The organism is uncultured Stenotrophomonas sp. (assembly GCF_913778665.1).
Taxonomy (GTDB): Bacteria; Pseudomonadota; Gammaproteobacteria; order Xanthomonadales; family Xanthomonadaceae; genus Stenotrophomonas.
On the sequence record NZ_CAJYVQ010000009.1, the window covers coordinates 258,356 to 272,707 of the forward strand.

9 protein-coding genes are annotated in these 14,352 nt (G+C 63.7%); 8 read left to right on the plus strand and 1 reads right to left on the minus strand.

Annotated features, from left to right (window positions below):
* The first annotated feature begins 111 nt into the window (after nucleotides 1-111).
* Entirely contained in the window at nucleotides 112-1,869 is a 1,758-nt protein-coding gene (gene recJ, locus QZ853_RS13550) for a single-stranded-DNA-specific exonuclease RecJ (RefSeq protein WP_295574123.1), read from the plus strand.
* Nucleotides 1,870-1,917: 48 nt separating this feature from the next.
* Here recJ and QZ853_RS13555 read toward each other — a convergent pair whose 3' ends face one another.
* Complete coding sequence (locus QZ853_RS13555; protein ID WP_295574126.1) at nucleotides 1,918-2,958, minus strand: DUF1176 domain-containing protein; 1,041 nt, start codon at nucleotides 2,956-2,958, stop codon at nucleotides 1,918-1,920.
* A 217-nt stretch (nucleotides 2,959-3,175) separates the two neighbouring features.
* Here QZ853_RS13555 and tssI point away from each other — a divergent pair, with 217 nt between their 5' ends.
* From tssI to QZ853_RS13590, 7 genes are all read left to right on the plus strand, one after another.
* Nucleotides 3,176-5,419, plus strand: coding sequence for a type VI secretion system tip protein TssI/VgrG (gene tssI, locus QZ853_RS13560; RefSeq protein ID WP_295574129.1), 2,244 nt, complete (start codon nucleotides 3,176-3,178; stop codon nucleotides 5,417-5,419).
* 19 nt (nucleotides 5,420-5,438) lie between these two features.
* Nucleotides 5,439-7,055: a hypothetical protein gene (locus QZ853_RS13565; protein ID WP_295574131.1), complete on the plus strand. Its 1,617-nt coding sequence runs from the start codon at nucleotides 5,439-5,441 to the stop codon at nucleotides 7,053-7,055.
* On the plus strand, nucleotides 7,052-7,180 hold the full coding sequence (locus tag QZ853_RS13570) for a hypothetical protein (RefSeq protein ID WP_006441023.1): 129 nt from the start codon (nucleotides 7,052-7,054) through the stop codon (nucleotides 7,178-7,180). Before QZ853_RS13565 ends, QZ853_RS13570 begins: the two co-directional genes overlap by 4 nt.
* Nucleotides 7,181-7,199: 19 nt before the next feature.
* Entirely contained in the window at nucleotides 7,200-11,684 is a 4,485-nt protein-coding gene (locus QZ853_RS13575; protein WP_295574133.1) for an RHS repeat-associated core domain-containing protein, read from the plus strand.
* A 109-nt stretch (nucleotides 11,685-11,793) separates the two neighbouring features.
* Nucleotides 11,794-12,354, plus strand: a complete 561-nt coding sequence (locus tag QZ853_RS13580) for a hypothetical protein (protein WP_295574136.1) — start codon at nucleotides 11,794-11,796, stop codon at nucleotides 12,352-12,354.
* 335 nt (nucleotides 12,355-12,689) lie between these two features.
* Nucleotides 12,690-13,532, plus strand: a complete 843-nt coding sequence (locus tag QZ853_RS13585; protein WP_295574139.1) for a hypothetical protein — start codon at nucleotides 12,690-12,692, stop codon at nucleotides 13,530-13,532.
* A 178-nt stretch (nucleotides 13,533-13,710) separates the two neighbouring features.
* Complete coding sequence (locus QZ853_RS13590) at nucleotides 13,711-14,298, plus strand: SUKH-4 family immunity protein (protein ID WP_295574140.1); 588 nt, start codon at nucleotides 13,711-13,713, stop codon at nucleotides 14,296-14,298.
* Nucleotides 14,299-14,352: the final 54 nt, after the last annotated feature.

Here is a 14,352-nt window from a genome sequence, read left to right on the forward strand (position 1 = left end):
TTGCCGGGTTTGCCGGCCAGCGGCCGGCACTACCGCATGTGCCGGGCGCAATCCCGCCACCCTGTTCCACGCGCGGTATCATCCCTCTGTCTTTCGTAACCGGCGATGCCGATGTCCCTTGCCGCCGATGCCGTGCTGCCGTCCTCCGATACACCGCTGATCCGCCGCCGCGATGCGGTGGTGCCCGGTGCCTGGCCGGACGGTACGCTGCCGTTGCTGGCACGCCTGTACGCCGCACGCGGCGCGCATACCCCGGAACTGGCACTGCCGAAACTGGGCAATCTGCATGCCCCCGAGCTGCTGACCGGCATCGATGCTGCCGTGGGTCTGCTGATCGAGGCCATCGCCAACGACAAGCGCATCCTGGTGGTCGGTGATTTCGACTGCGATGGCGCCACCGCCTGTGCAGTCGGCGTGCGTGGCCTGCGCATGCTCGGCGCGCAGCATGTCTTGCACGCGGTGCCAAACCGCATGGTGCATGGCTACGGCCTGTCGCCGTCACTGGTGGAGGAACTGGCCGCGCTGCAGCCGGACCTGCTGGTCACCGTCGACCACGGCATCGCCTGCCACGCCGGCGTCACCGCAGCCAAGGCGCGTGGTTGGCAGGTGCTGGTCACCGACCACCATCTGCCCGGACCGCAGCTGCCGCCGGCCGACGTCATCGTCGATCCGAATCTGGAGGGCGACGCCTTCCCCAGCAAATCGCTGGCCGGTGTTGGCGTGATCTTCTACGTGCTGATGGCACTGCGCCGGCAGATGCGTGAGGCCGGTGCCTTCGCCGATGGCAAAGGCCCCGACCTGACCACGCTGCTGGACCTGGTGGCGGTCGGGACCGTCGCCGACCTGGTGGCGCTGGACCCGAACAACCGCGCACTGGTCAGCGCGGGACTGCGCCGCCTGCGTGCAGGGCAGGGCTGTGTCGGCCTGCGTGCTTTGATCGAAGCCAGCGGCCGTGACGCCGCGCGACTGACCGCCACCGATATCGGCTTCGCGCTCGGCCCACGCCTGAATGCCGCCGGGCGGCTGGAAGACATGGCGCTGGGCATCGCGCTGCTGTTGACCGAAGATCCGCGGCAGGCGCGCGGGATCGCGCAGACGCTGGAGCAGATCAATGCGGAGCGTCGCGCCGTGCAGCAGTCGATGACCGATGATGCCGAACAGGCGCTGACCCGCGTGGTGCTGGAGATGGCCGGGCAACGGCCGGTGGCGGCCTGCCTGTTCGATGCCGAGTGGCACCCGGGCGTGATCGGACTGGTCGCGTCGAAAATGAAGGACCGCCTGCATCGGCCGGTGATCGCCTTTGCCCCGGCCGAACCCGGTGCCGACACCCTGCGCGGCTCGGCGCGCTCGATCCCCGGCCTGCACATCCGTGACGCACTGGCGCTGGTGGATGCGCGCCATCCGGGCCTGATCGAACGCTTTGGCGGCCACGCCATGGCGGCCGGCCTCAGCCTGCGGCTTGATCACCTCGATGACTTCAAGGCCGCCTTCGTCGCCGTCGTGCTGGAAATGCTCGATCCGGCGGCATTGCAGCAGCAGGTGCTCAGCGACGGCGAACTGGCGGCGTACGAGCTCGATCATCGCCATGCCGATGCATTGCGCTTGGCCGGTCCATGGGGGCAGGGCTTCCCGGAGCCGCTGTTCGACGGCCATTTCGAAGTGGCCAACTGGCGCGTGCTGAAGGAGCGGCACCTCAAACTGGAACTGCGCCTGCCGGGCGTGCCCGGCACGATCAACGCGATCCATTTCGGTGGCTGGCACGGCAATGCGCCGGACCGCCACGTGCATCTGGCCTATCGGCTGGCCTGCGACGACTATCGCGGTGGTAGCGCCATCCAGCTGATCATCGAACATCGCCTGCCGGCGTGAGCGGCTGCGCTGCCTCGCGCGTTGGCATGCGCGAGGCAGCTGTCAGGATTAGCGTTGGACCTTGCTGACGATGGTCGGCATTTCCCATGCGCCACCGGCGGTCACCATCCGGCACAGGCCGGAGGTGGCTTCGCTGGTCTGCACGAAGCGCTTGCCATCCCAGCCCCAGTCGGCGGTCCAGCCGCAATCGCCGAGGCCGCGGCCCTTCTGCCAGGCGCTGATGGTGGAGCCGTCATTGTCGGTCCCGGAGGTGGTCACCAGCACGGGCTGGAACGGCGCCTTGTCGTTGGCCACCCAGAAGCCGTAGCCCTCGTTGTACGCGGCGCGCCAGCACAGCGTCGACACCAGTACCTTGTCCTTCGACAGGCGGGTGACGGTCAGTTCCTGCGGCTCGCTGATCATCGGATCGCCCTCGGCGCTGATCGCGCTGCAGTCATCGCCCGGCGTCGCGCTGCGCAAGGCAGCACGCAGCGCAGATGACTTCTCCAGTGCGGCATCGCCGGCGCGCGTGGGTGCCAGCTTGGCCAGCACCACCACCGGCACCGGCAGTGCCGGCAGCACCTTGCCCTCGCTGGTGCTTCCCTTGCGGATCAGTGCGCCCGTGGTGCCGAGGCGGCCCTGGAACTCGTCCATCTTCAGCAGCACCGCCGAGGCGCCGCGGTCGGACAGCGTCCAACGCTGTTGGCCGTTGCCGATGACCTCGATGCGGCTGCTGCGCGTCAGCGCGGCCAGCAGGGCATCGGTCTGCGCGGCGGAAAGCGTGGCGCCGCCGTCCTGCAGCTGCAACCGGCCCAGATCCTTGCCGTTGATCTGCAGCTGCGCCTGCGCCGGGGGCCTCGGCGATTGCTCGTCGTACTGGCCCAGCAGCAGCTGCGCGTCGACGCGCTGGCCCGGCCCGGCGGCGCGGGTCAGCAGCACCGACACTGGCGGCGCATCACCTTCATCCTGCTGGTAGCCGGCCGCGCGACAGGTACGGGTGTTGTCACAGGCCAGGGTCCAGTCGTGGTGGGTGAACGGGAAGGGCGCCAAAGGGGCGGCGAGCACTGGCGCGGAAGCGGCCAACAGGGCGCAGAAAGACAGTGGGCGCATACACATCCTTTTGAAAGCGGAGGCACATGGTGCCTTGCAGGCGAGCGTCTGAACAACCGGGTTGACCGGCGTTCAATTGTGATCGATTTCGCACTCTCTTCAATTTTCTTAATGAATTCATCTCCTTATCCAGAGCTATTTGCGTCAAAAAGCTGGCACCTCGCACAGGTCAATGGCAAAGTCGGGCCACGACCAACATGGGACGACGGAACGCCCGATGTACGCCGAATCACTGCTCGCCGGCACTGCCCTGCAGCGTCTGCACCAAGACCGACGCCTGATCCGGGTCGACACTGCCTTGGATCCGGAAACCTTCCTGGTCAAGCGCTTCACGGGCGCCGAATCGGTGTCCGCACCGTTCACGTATCAGATCGAACTGCTCTCCATCCAGCCGCGGTTGGAGTTGAAGCAACTGGTCGGACAGCCGCTGCGCCTGCAGCTGGGCGATGAATTCGGTAACCGCAGCGTGCATGGCTACGTGCGCGAGTTCGCCAGCACCGGGCAGCAGGCACAGTTCAGCGCCTACCGTGCCGAACTGGCACCGTGGTTCGCCTTCCTCGACTACACCTGCAACTGCCGCATCTTCCAGGATCGCACCGCGCTGCAGATCATCGAAGAGGTGTTCGCCGGCTACGCGCAGCTGGCGAAATTCCGTTACGACCTCAACGCGGGCAAACTGGCGCCGTTGCCGTACTGCGTGCAGTACAACGAATCGGACTACGCCTTCGTCAGCCGCCTGCTCGAGGACGCCGGGCTGTACTACAGCTTCGTGCACGATGAAGAAGGCCACACGATGGTGATCAGCGACGATTCCACGTTGAGCACCGTGCATGGCGAGCCACGCCCGATTGCCTTCGTCTCCGATCAGGGCACGCTGGCCAGTACCGGCCTGCACCGCTGGGGCGCGCGGCGCCGGGTCGGGCCGAGCGTGCAGACCCTGCGCAGTTTTGATTTCAAGCAGCCCAGCCAGGCGCTGGATGGCAATCAGGGGAACCAGGTGCCACTGGGCCTGCTGCCGCCATTGGAGCAGTACCGCTACGATGGTGCCGCACGCTTCAACAACAGCCGCATCGGTACCGCGCTGGCCAATGTACGCAATGAAGAGGTGACCTGGCCGACCAAGCTGTTCGAATGCGCCGGCAATGCCGGTGAGCTCGACGCCGGCGCCTGCTTCGAACTGGAGCGACACCCCGATTTCATCGGCCGCGACGATGCGGACCGCAGCTTCTTCGTGGTCAGTGTGCAGCGCGAAGGCCACAACAATTTCGCCGCCGATTTCGGCAGCGCCGAAGCGCCCAGTGTGGAGATGCAGGCCGAAGTACTGCGCCGGCGCATTCCGTACCGCCCGCTGAGACGCACGCCGTGGCCGCGCATGCCGGGCCCGCAGACCGCCACCGTGGTCGGCCCGCCGGGTGAGGAGCTGCATGCCGACCGCTATGGACGGGTGAAAGTGCAGTTCCACTGGGATCGCCAGCTGGACCGCCGCGAAAACGCCTCGTGCTGGATCCGCAGCGCCAGCCCGTGGGCCGGCGCCGACATGGGCGGCGTGTCGCCACCCCGCGTCGGCCAGGAGGTGATCGTCGATTTCCTCGATGGTGACCCGGATCGCCCGATCATCACCGGGCGCGTCTACAACGAAGACAACATGCCGCCGTTCGGCATGGAAGTGAGCGGCCTGAAGTCGAAGACGGTCAAAGGCGCCGGCTGGAACGAGATCACCATGCACGATGGTGCCGGTGGCGAGCTGCTGAACATGCGCGCGCAGCGCGACATGGTCACCACCGTGCTCAATGACCAGAACGCCGACATCCAGAACAACAAGTCGACCACGGTGGCGGTGAACCACACCCTGGGTGTCGGCGCCAACCAGAACATCAGTGTCGGCGGCAACCGCGGCATCACCGTGACCGGTACCGACACGCTGGGTGTCACTGGCACCCGAACCACCAACGTCACCGGTGCGGTCACGGAAAAATACGAGACAGGCGAGACCAAGACGATTGCCGCCGCCGGTTACACCGAGACCATCACCGGCGATTTCAAGACCACCCTGACCGGCAACTACACCAGCCAGCGCACCGGCACCTGGACCGAGACCGTCACCTCCACCTCCAGCCGCACCGTGGGTGGCCTGGTCACCGAAACGCTGCAGGCCGCCCGCGAAGTCACCATCACCGGCCAGGACAAGCGCAAGGTGCAGGGCAAGGTGGACGACAGCAACGTCGGCGAGCGGGTGATCGATGTCACCGGCAATTTCAGCCAGGACGCCAGTGGCACCCACAGCCAGGGCTCGGACGGTGCGATGAGCCTGGAATCTGCAGTCAAGCTCACCAGCAAGGTCGGCGGATCGGTCATCGAGATCACCGACAGCGCGATCAAGATCACCGCCGGTGGTTCGGAAGTGGTGATCGATGCCGGTGGTGTTTCGGTCAATGGCAGCGAGATCAAGCTCAACTGCTGAGCCGCACGGGAGACACACCATGCAGGACACCCCCATGCTGCGCGGCCTGAACGCATTGCGCGATGCCTGGCTGGAGGCCAGCGCCGACAGCAGCCGGCGTCTGCTGGTCTGGCGCTTGCCGGCCGCCGCCAGTCGGTTGCTGGCCGCGTTCTTTGAGATGCAGCGCCACGATGCCGGGCGCGATACACCGGACTACTTCCTGCGCATCGATACCGCCTACGAACTCGGCTTCCGCTACAGCCGGCAACTCAAGCAGGATCTGCTGGAGCGCTATGTGGCCAGCCAGGAGGATCTACGCGCGCAGCAGGTGCCGCTGGGCTGGCGCGGCCCGCATGAAGGGCATCCGGACAGCTCCCACGGCGTGGTCGAGGTGCTGGAGAGTTTCATCGATCACCACGGCGAACACCTGCGCCTGCTGGCGGCGGTGCTGGAGCCGGAGCGCTGCGTGCCCGGCGAAGGATTCGAGCGCTGGCTGGATGCCGCGCTGGCCGCCGGCCCTGGCCCGCGCCTGCGTCTGGTACTGGTGGATACCGAGGAGGATCCGCGCTGGCAGTCGTTGCTGGAACGGCACGGCAGGATCGCGCGCGTGGTCAGTGCGCCGGTCGACATGTTCGGCATTGCCCGCGATACCGCCGCGCAGTCTGGCGGTCGCGGCCCGGAAGTGCTGTACCGGCAGCTGCTGGCCGACCTGATGCTGCTGCTCGAACGCGGCAGCCCCTCCCAGGTCGTTGCCCGCGCAGAGCGCGCACAAGGGCTGGCGCAGCGGCAGGGCTGGCAGGACCAGCAGTCGGTGGTGCAGATGATGGTGGCCGGTGCATGGTTGAAGCACGGCGATCACGGCCAGGCGATCAACAGCTACCGGCAGGCGCGCAGTGCGGCCGAAGGCGCACGCATGAGCGGAAACCCGGCTGCGCCGGAACTGGTGATGCAGAGCTGGTTCGGCGAGGCCGGTTGCTGGTTGGCCGCCAAGCAGCCCGAGCGTGCCGCGCAGACCTACCTGCAGGCCTCGACGTCGGCGGCCAGCATTCCGCACCCGATGTTCGCACTGGAGGGCCAGCGCATGGCCGGCTGGTGCCAGTTGCAGGCCGGACACCGCGAAGCGGCGCGCACCCAGTTGCTGGAGGCGATCCGCATCGCCAAGCCGCTGGCGCCGGCCGACCGCAAGGCCACCACGTTGCCGCAAGCGTTGTGGGACCTGTTGCAGTTGCAGGATGCGCGCCGCTGCGGATCGCTGCAGCAGGTGGCCGCCGATTACCTGCAGGCCAGTACCGGCATGCTGGAAAAGGCCGATGCACAGGGCCGTGCGCTTGGCCCCCGACCCGCACGGCCGGCATTGGACGCCATCGACGCGGAGCTGGATGCGGCGCTGGAGCGTGGCTTCCACCGTGCCCAGCAGGAGCGCGAGCGGTTGATCCAGGGCGGCGACGAATTCTTCCGCAAGATCGTGGCCGTGGGCCGCGACTTCCTCGACCCGGGCTGGAACGGCCTGCCGGCCATCGAACACCCGCTCGATCACGAGATACCGGTGTGGAGCGAGCCGCCGGCGATGCAGCCGTTGCCCGATCCCAGTGGCCTGCTGCAGGCGTCCGTGGCGGCGCCGGCCGGGCCTGCCGTTACAGGAGTGGCTGTTGCATGAAGTCGAACAAGACCGTGGTGATGCTGGTGGCCATCGTGCTGGGCATCATCGTCGTGACCTGGATCAGCGCCGAGTACCGTGACGAAGTAAAGGCGTTCCTGCGCGCGTTGTTCCGCGCCTTGTAAAGCAACAGGGAGTGTTGCCGTGAGCATCGCCGCCAAGCATTTCGATCCGCAGCTGGGCATCGACATCCACATGTACGCGGTGCCGCCGTGCCCGCTGCCGACGCCGCATATCGGCCTGGTGCTGGATCCGTTCGACTACATTCCGTTCATCGGCTCGACCATCAAGGTCAACGGTGTGCATCGCGGCACCGCCGGTACCGGCGGCCTGGACATCCACATTCCACTGGGCGTGTGGGGACCGCCGCTGGCTGCGCCGATGGGGCCGCAGTTCGACGGCGAAGAAATCTTCATGGGCAGCCGCACGGTGTCGGCCGATGGCGAGCCGTTCTCGCGCTTGGCCATGCCGGTGCTGGACTGCAACCTGGCCGGCATGATCAACCCGTTCCGGGTGAAGAAGCCGAAGAAGCCGCTGCGTGCGATGTCGCTGCCGACCGGCCTGAACGTGGCCATTCCCACCAGCGTCAAGGTGGGAGGACCGCCGACGGTGTCATGGACTGCGCTGGCGTTCCGCGCCGCGTTCGCCGGACTGGGCAAGCTGCGCAAGAGTGCCTTCTTCCGCAAGAAGATGGATGCGTTTGCCAAGTGGCGGCGCGGCAAATGGGGCGATCTGCCCTCCGGCTTCCTGAAGTGCAAGGTGCTGCGTGCCGAGCCGGTGGATATCCGCGATGGCAGCGTGGTGGTCAGCCACCAGGACTTCGACATTCCGGGGCGGCTTTCCTTCGCCTGGCAGCGCAGTTATGGCTCGCGCCGCGCGGGCGAACCCGGCTTGTGCGGCGCCGGCTGGCAGACGCCGGCCGATATCCGCCTGGAACTGCTGGACGACGGCAGCGTGTGGTTGTCCGGCCCGGACCAGGCCGCGTTCTTCCCGGAGCTGCCACCCGCTGAAGGCGAGGCCGGGGCGATCCTCGATTTCGTCGATGGCGCGCGCCTGCTGCGTCGGCGCGGGCAATGGCAGGTGCGCTTCAAGAGTGGCCTGAAGTATGTGTTCGGCGGCGAACTGCAGGCAGGCGTGAGCGCGCTGCCGAATCCACAGTCCTGGCCGATCGAGCGCATCGAGGACGCGCACGGCAACCACTGGCGGTTCGAGCGTCGCGACGGCCATCTGGTGCGCATCGTCGAGAGTGGCATCGGTGACCTGCAGGGCCGTTTCATCGAGGTGGAGGCGCGCCATGGCCGCATCGACCGCATGGCGCTGCATGACCCGGCCACCGGCCTGGCGCATCCGCTGGTGAGCTACCGCTACAGTGCCGACGGCGATCTACTGGCTGCAGTGGATGCGCTGGGCGCGCCGCGCACCTTTGCCTACGAGCAGCACCGCATGGTGCGGCATACCGACCGTGTCGGACTGTCGTTCCACTACGCGTTCGACGCGCAGGGCAGGGTGGTGCATTCGTGGGGCGATGGCGGCCTGTACGATTATCACTTCGAGTACGACGCGCTGCTACGCGAGACCCGCGTAACCGACTCGCTGGGCCACCTGAGCGTGGTCAAGTTTGACGAGAACCAGCTGCCGCTGTGCGAGATCGATCCGCTCGATGGCGTGACGCTGTTCGAGTACGACGATTTCGGGCGGACCGTGGCGGTGACCGATCCGGAGGGACTGCGAACGGCGTTTGCCTATGATGCGCATGGGAACCTGATCTGCCTGACCCGCGCCGATGGCACGACGATCCAGATGGAGTACGATCTGGACGACCACATGGTGTCGTTGCGGACGCCGGATGGCATGGGCTGGCGGCAGGAGTACAACGGGAAAGGGCTGCTGGTCAGCCAGAGCGACCCGCTGGGGGCGACCACCCGATTCGACTACGACGCGCACGGCCAGCTGCAGTCGCAGATCAATGCTCGCCAGGCGGTGACACGCCTGTGCTATGACCGGCATGGCCTGGTCGCTGCGGTCATTGATGCGCTGGGCCACGAAAGTCGTTATGAGCATGACCCACTAGGCAACCTGCTGCGCCAGGTGGATCCGTTGGGACAGGTCAGTCGCTACGAGTACGACGCCAAGGGACGCCTGCTGGCCACCGCTGGCCCTGATGGCACCGGAGTGCGCTGCGAGTACGATGCCGAAGATCAGCTGGTCCGCTACACCGATGAAGTGGGCGCGCAGACGCGGCTGCAGTACGTGGGCATCGGACAGATCGGCAAGCGCCTGCAGGCCGATGGCCACAGTGTGGAGTACCGCTACGACACCGAAGAGCAGCTGGTCGCGGTCATCAACCAGCGCGGCGAGACCTACCAGCTGGTGCGCGATGCGCTGGGACGCATCGTCGAGGAGGTGGATTACTGGGGCCAGTCGCGGCGTTACAGCTACGATGCTGCCGGGCGACTGACGGCGACCCTGGATCCGCTGGGCCAGCGCATCGCCTTTACCACCGACAAGCTTGGGCGCATCACCCGCAAGACGCTGCCGGATGTGCGCCATCCTGGCCAGCAGGTACAGGAGCACTTTGTCTACGATGTGCAGGGGCAGATTGTCGAGCTGCGCAATCCGTCGCGTACAGTGAAGCGCGTGTATGACCCGCTGGGCCAGCTGCTGGAAGAGCAGCAGGATGGTTTCCGCGTGGGCTATGGCTACGATGAAGTGGGAAATGAGGTCCTGCGTGAGACCTCGGCAGGTAACCGCGTCGAGTTTGGCTACGACCTGCGAGACCAGACGGTATCGGTGGCGATCAATGACGAGCCGCCGATCTCCATTGAGCGCGACGCGTTGGGTCGCACGACACGCGAGCAGCTGAGCCCGCATCTGCAGCGCGACTTCACCTATGACAGCCGCAACCTGCTGACCTCGCAGTCGATACTGAAGGATGCTGCGCCGCTGTTCGAGACGCGTTACGACTACGACCGCAGTGGCAACCTCACCAAGCGCAGCGACAGCGCACAGGGCGTGGACGAGTACCGCTACGACGCGATTGGGCGCCTGCTGCAGCACATCGACCCGAAGGGAAGGGTCGAGCGCTACTTCAACGACCCGGCGGGCGACCGGCTGCGCACCGAGGTAAAGCAGGTGCAGGCGCGCAAGGTGGTGGGCGGCGACGATGACGACCTGGCCACCTGGACGCGCGAGGGCACCTACCAGGGCATGCACTACGTGTTTGACCGGGCGGGCGACCTGGTTCGCAAGGGCGTACCGCATGGGGATGCGCCGGATGACCTGACGCTGATCTGGGATGCCAACCATCGGTTGGCCGAGAGTCGCCGCAACGGGCAGTCAACGTACTACGGCTATGACCCGTTGGGACGGCGGGTGTTCAAGCGCAACCCGACGCAGACGACGTGGTTCTTCTGGGATAACTTCAGGATCGTAGGCGAGCTCGTAACCGATTCAGTGTCGCCAGTAGTAATCTCTTCTCCCGCCGAGAGTGTTTTGAGTCTGACTCAGTATCGGCGATGGGGGCGTCTTCTGCATGAAGTGTTTGATCGTGCGGTAGAGTTTGTCTTCTATCCTGATACCTTCATTCCGCTCGCCCTAATCAGCTGGGACGCCAAAGCGCTGTCATCTGACGAGAAGAAAGCGAGAGCCCCGGAAGTTCGGTCCACTATTCCAGCGGCGCCACTTGGGAGGCTGGATGTCGGCACGTCGCTCGGGGGCACCGTCGCACCCACCGATGCTTCTTCAGCCCGTCGCGGCATGCTCGGGGAAATCATGCTAGGCGCAGGCGCTAGTCTGACGAGCAGGGAGCCCGTTACGCAGCACGTTTCAGCCAATGCGTCCGCGGAACCCCCGGTCCGCCACGACATTCAGAGTGCGGCCATCCTTCAAGAAGAAGGTGATGCACAAAATGCAGGGCAAGGCCGGCCCGAGCGATCCCTTGTCCTCCTGCATGCCGATCCAAATGGAATCGTCTTTAGAGCTTTGGATGGACTTGGGGATCCGATAATTGAGATGCCTGCCCTTCGATCATTCCTTCATCAAGGCCAGTATATGGATGCCGAGACAGGCCTTGCTTACAACGTACACCGATATTTTGATCCTGACATCGAGGGCTACATCGGTCAGGATCCTATCGGGTTGTCAGGAGGGGTTAATCCCTACGCGTATGGGTTGAATGTATTGGGGTGGGTTGACCCACTCGGGCTGTCGAGCACATACCAGTTGACGAAAAATTTGAATGCGGCCGGTCGACCATTGCTGCCTGGGCAAACTGCCCATCATATAGTCCAACAAAACAATCCAAGTAAATATGCGGTGCTTTCGAGGGATCTGCTGGTTAGGAATGGATTGGACGTTGAGATTGCGGAGAATGGGGCAAGGCTATGGGGTACGGCGGGCTCTCAGGTTGCACAGGCCGGCCATCCGGGACGAGCGGCCGCCAGATCTGCGGGAACCTATCATGCTGGAAAACACATTCATAGTCCGATAAATGACAAGATGATATATAGGATGTTGAGGACCGCAGAGAAGAGGGGAGGGGCTGATGCAATACGGGCCGCGCTCAGCGAGCTGGGGCGCAGGCAGGAGAGTGGTAGTTGGAAGAATACATTCAAGGCATGCAGGGGTTGATGTGATAAAGGTTAATCAGATTAAGTCGACTGGTGAGGCCGAGAAGCTAGTTTCTGTCGATGTGGCGGGATTTGTTTTGGCGCGCTCATGCTCCCCGGGGGTATTGGACGTGGATGAGTACAAGCGCCTCGGCGCTATGCTTGATTGCGCTCATGCCATATTTCCGCTTGATGGTGTTGAAGATATTGGGTTCTGTAGGGAGCTGGTTGATGAGGTAAAGCCCCGCTACGTGGAGTTCACGATCGTGGATCCGGAGAAGGCAGAATTGAGCTTTGCTCAATTGGATGCGCTTTCGAAGCTGGATGTCGGTAAGGTGGCTAGCGGTCTTTTCTTGCTCAAGGATGATCTTTCCCTGCTTGATAGAACTTCGCACATGGATGCGCTGATGCAGGCGGGAGTTGAACTGTTTCAGGTTGAGGTTGAGTCCTTGGTAGATTCTGAGGCAAGACTTGGTCCGAAGGCGAGAGCGCGGGTTGCAGAGTTCTTTTCTCGCTATCCCTCGATAATTGGAGACTCATTCTCTGTGAGTGTAAAGGTTCCTGATGTCCATCAGCGCGGGTACTACTTTAATCTTTCTGCGGATGGTGGTCGTTCATATGATTATTCGCAGCAGAGTTACTCTTTGTCGGCTGCAATGAGAGCGATTAAGGGGCTGCGGGCTGCGCCTTGATGAGTGGGCTGATTGGGCTGAATGGTGGCCCTTCTATTCTTTATGGAAGGGTTCCGGGTCAGCTCCAATAGGCTCCATGAACTGGCAGAGCCTGAAGTTTGAGGCGCGGCAGATGATAATCTGATCCACAGGGAATTATGGATGCAGCAGACAAGGTGCCCAAGGAGGGGCGTTCACCGAATCAGATCCGCGCAGCCCGGGTGACCCGGGTGGATGAATTCGCCGGGGATGCGCTGCGGCATGGAGCAAGCCGCGGGGCTGGTACAGGGAGCACGCCTGCTTCAAGGGCCGCTGTTTCTGCGGCGAGAAACGCCTGCTGATTCAAAGAAGAGAGTATGAATAACAAAGTTGTTCTGATGCATGGCAGACACGAAGCAGCATTCCCGACTCCCGGTGCTGAGCTGGTGTTCTTCAACGCCCCTTTCAACACTGAGAGGCTCGCCCGGATCGAGCAGGTTCATCTCTGGTCACCTCCCGGCGACAAGCTCGAAGCGCTTCCAGAGATCCTCAAGGAAATGCGAGGTCTCAAGACGCTCAGCATCGGGCCGGGATCAATCGCACCGTCGATCATGGATGGACTCGAGGAAGGAGTTCTGCCTGAGAGCATCGAGGCATTGAGCATCCATCTTGGCACGGGGACGTTGGCCTGGCCGGGCGTTGTGCTACCCAATCTCAGGACGCTTTATGTCGACGTGCCGGTGCGCTTCGACGCATCGAGCTTCCCCGCGTTGAAAGTACTTTCGCTCTATCCAGACAAGTCATTGAAGAATCTCAGGCAGGCTCTGGCCCTGCCTCTGGAAGAACTGAACATTCTGAATGTCCCCGTGGATGGTGAGATCTTCAACATCCTGTCTGCATCGGCTGGTGGCCTCGAACGCCTGGGGCTGTTGGGTGGCACGAAGCTGAAAAGCCTCGATGGCATCGAGACACTTGCCGCGTTGACGTCGGTATGGCTGAAGAATCTGAATACGTTGACAGACATCCGTGCACTGGTGGGGCTCGATCAGCTCAAGAAACTGGATATCCAGTACTGCAAGAAGATTGCCAACATCGAGGTCATCAATGATCTTTCCGCGCTTCGTGAGTTGACGCTCGTAGGTTGCGGAAAGGTTGGTCTGGAGAAAATACAGGCAAAGATCGAATCGCTTCAGAAGCGCACCATCGGAGCGACGACCTAGCCACATTCCATGTGCGGTACCGGCCTGCTGAGCCAAGTGGATCCGTGCCGCTACGCACCATCGGGCCGGTTGTGCCAGGCGGTACCGGCGCCCCGGGGACCGCGGAAGCCAGGTGTTCGAGGAAATCGCTCGTCGCGGCGTCGATCCGTGCCCCGCTGGAACAGCATGAGGTTCATGCGTGACTGAAACTGCATTCTCCCGCGTTTATGGCTCAGGCTCGTTGGAGGTGAGTGCCCAGATCCTTCGGGATTTCGGACTGGAACCGTCGACCAGTGAGCTGATATTGCGGCTGGGACTTCCTTCAAGGCTGCCCGGTGATGTGCCTATTGTTCAGTTCGAAGTGCCCCGCGTGGTCAAGATCAATGGCACCAGACTTCTGGCTATCGGGCGAGAGCCGTGGGGTGAGGATCTGCTGCTGTGCCTGTCGGCGAGTGGCGAGGTACTTGCCGCGGGTGATGGTGGACGTCAGATCGTGAATGGACGCCTGTCGAGCTTCCTTGGGTTTCTCGAAGCGTATGAGGCATTCCAGGCCCAGGCAAAAGCGGAAGATTCCGGCCCCGTGGTCTACTCCCAGGCGGAGATGCAGGCCCGGCTGGAGGCATTCAAGCGAGGTGAGATGCCCAAGCGCTCTGCAAAGCCGCGATTTGATCGCAGTGAGGCGATCAGGACCATGGTGTCGGACTGGAGGAGGCTTGATTCCGCTGCGCTGAAGGAAGGGTCATGGTGGTCAATTGTTCTGGAGCAGATCCAGGACGGCCTTATCTGAGGTGTTGGCCTGGTGAGGCGACACTGGGTTGTCGCGGCAGAATCGGGACGGCAC

What these genes read in the sequence shown, in the direction of transcription:
- tssI (WP_295574129.1), top strand. Translation starts at nt 3,176, where the DNA reads ATGTACGCCGAATCACTGCTCGCCGGCACTGCCCTGCAGCGTCTGCAC.
- QZ853_RS13565 (WP_295574131.1), top strand. Translation starts at nt 5,439, where the DNA reads ATGCAGGACACCCCCATGCTGCGCGGCCTGAACGCATTGCGCGATGCC.
- QZ853_RS13585 (WP_295574139.1), top strand. Translation starts at nt 12,690, where the DNA reads ATGAATAACAAAGTTGTTCTGATGCATGGCAGACACGAAGCAGCATTC.
- QZ853_RS13555 (WP_295574126.1), bottom strand. Translation starts at nt 2,958, where the DNA reads ATGCGCCCACTGTCTTTCTGCGCCCTGTTGGCCGCTTCCGCGCCAGTG.
- recJ (WP_295574123.1), top strand. Translation starts at nt 112, where the DNA reads ATGTCCCTTGCCGCCGATGCCGTGCTGCCGTCCTCCGATACACCGCTG.
- QZ853_RS13570 (WP_006441023.1), top strand. Translation starts at nt 7,052, where the DNA reads ATGAAGTCGAACAAGACCGTGGTGATGCTGGTGGCCATCGTGCTGGGC.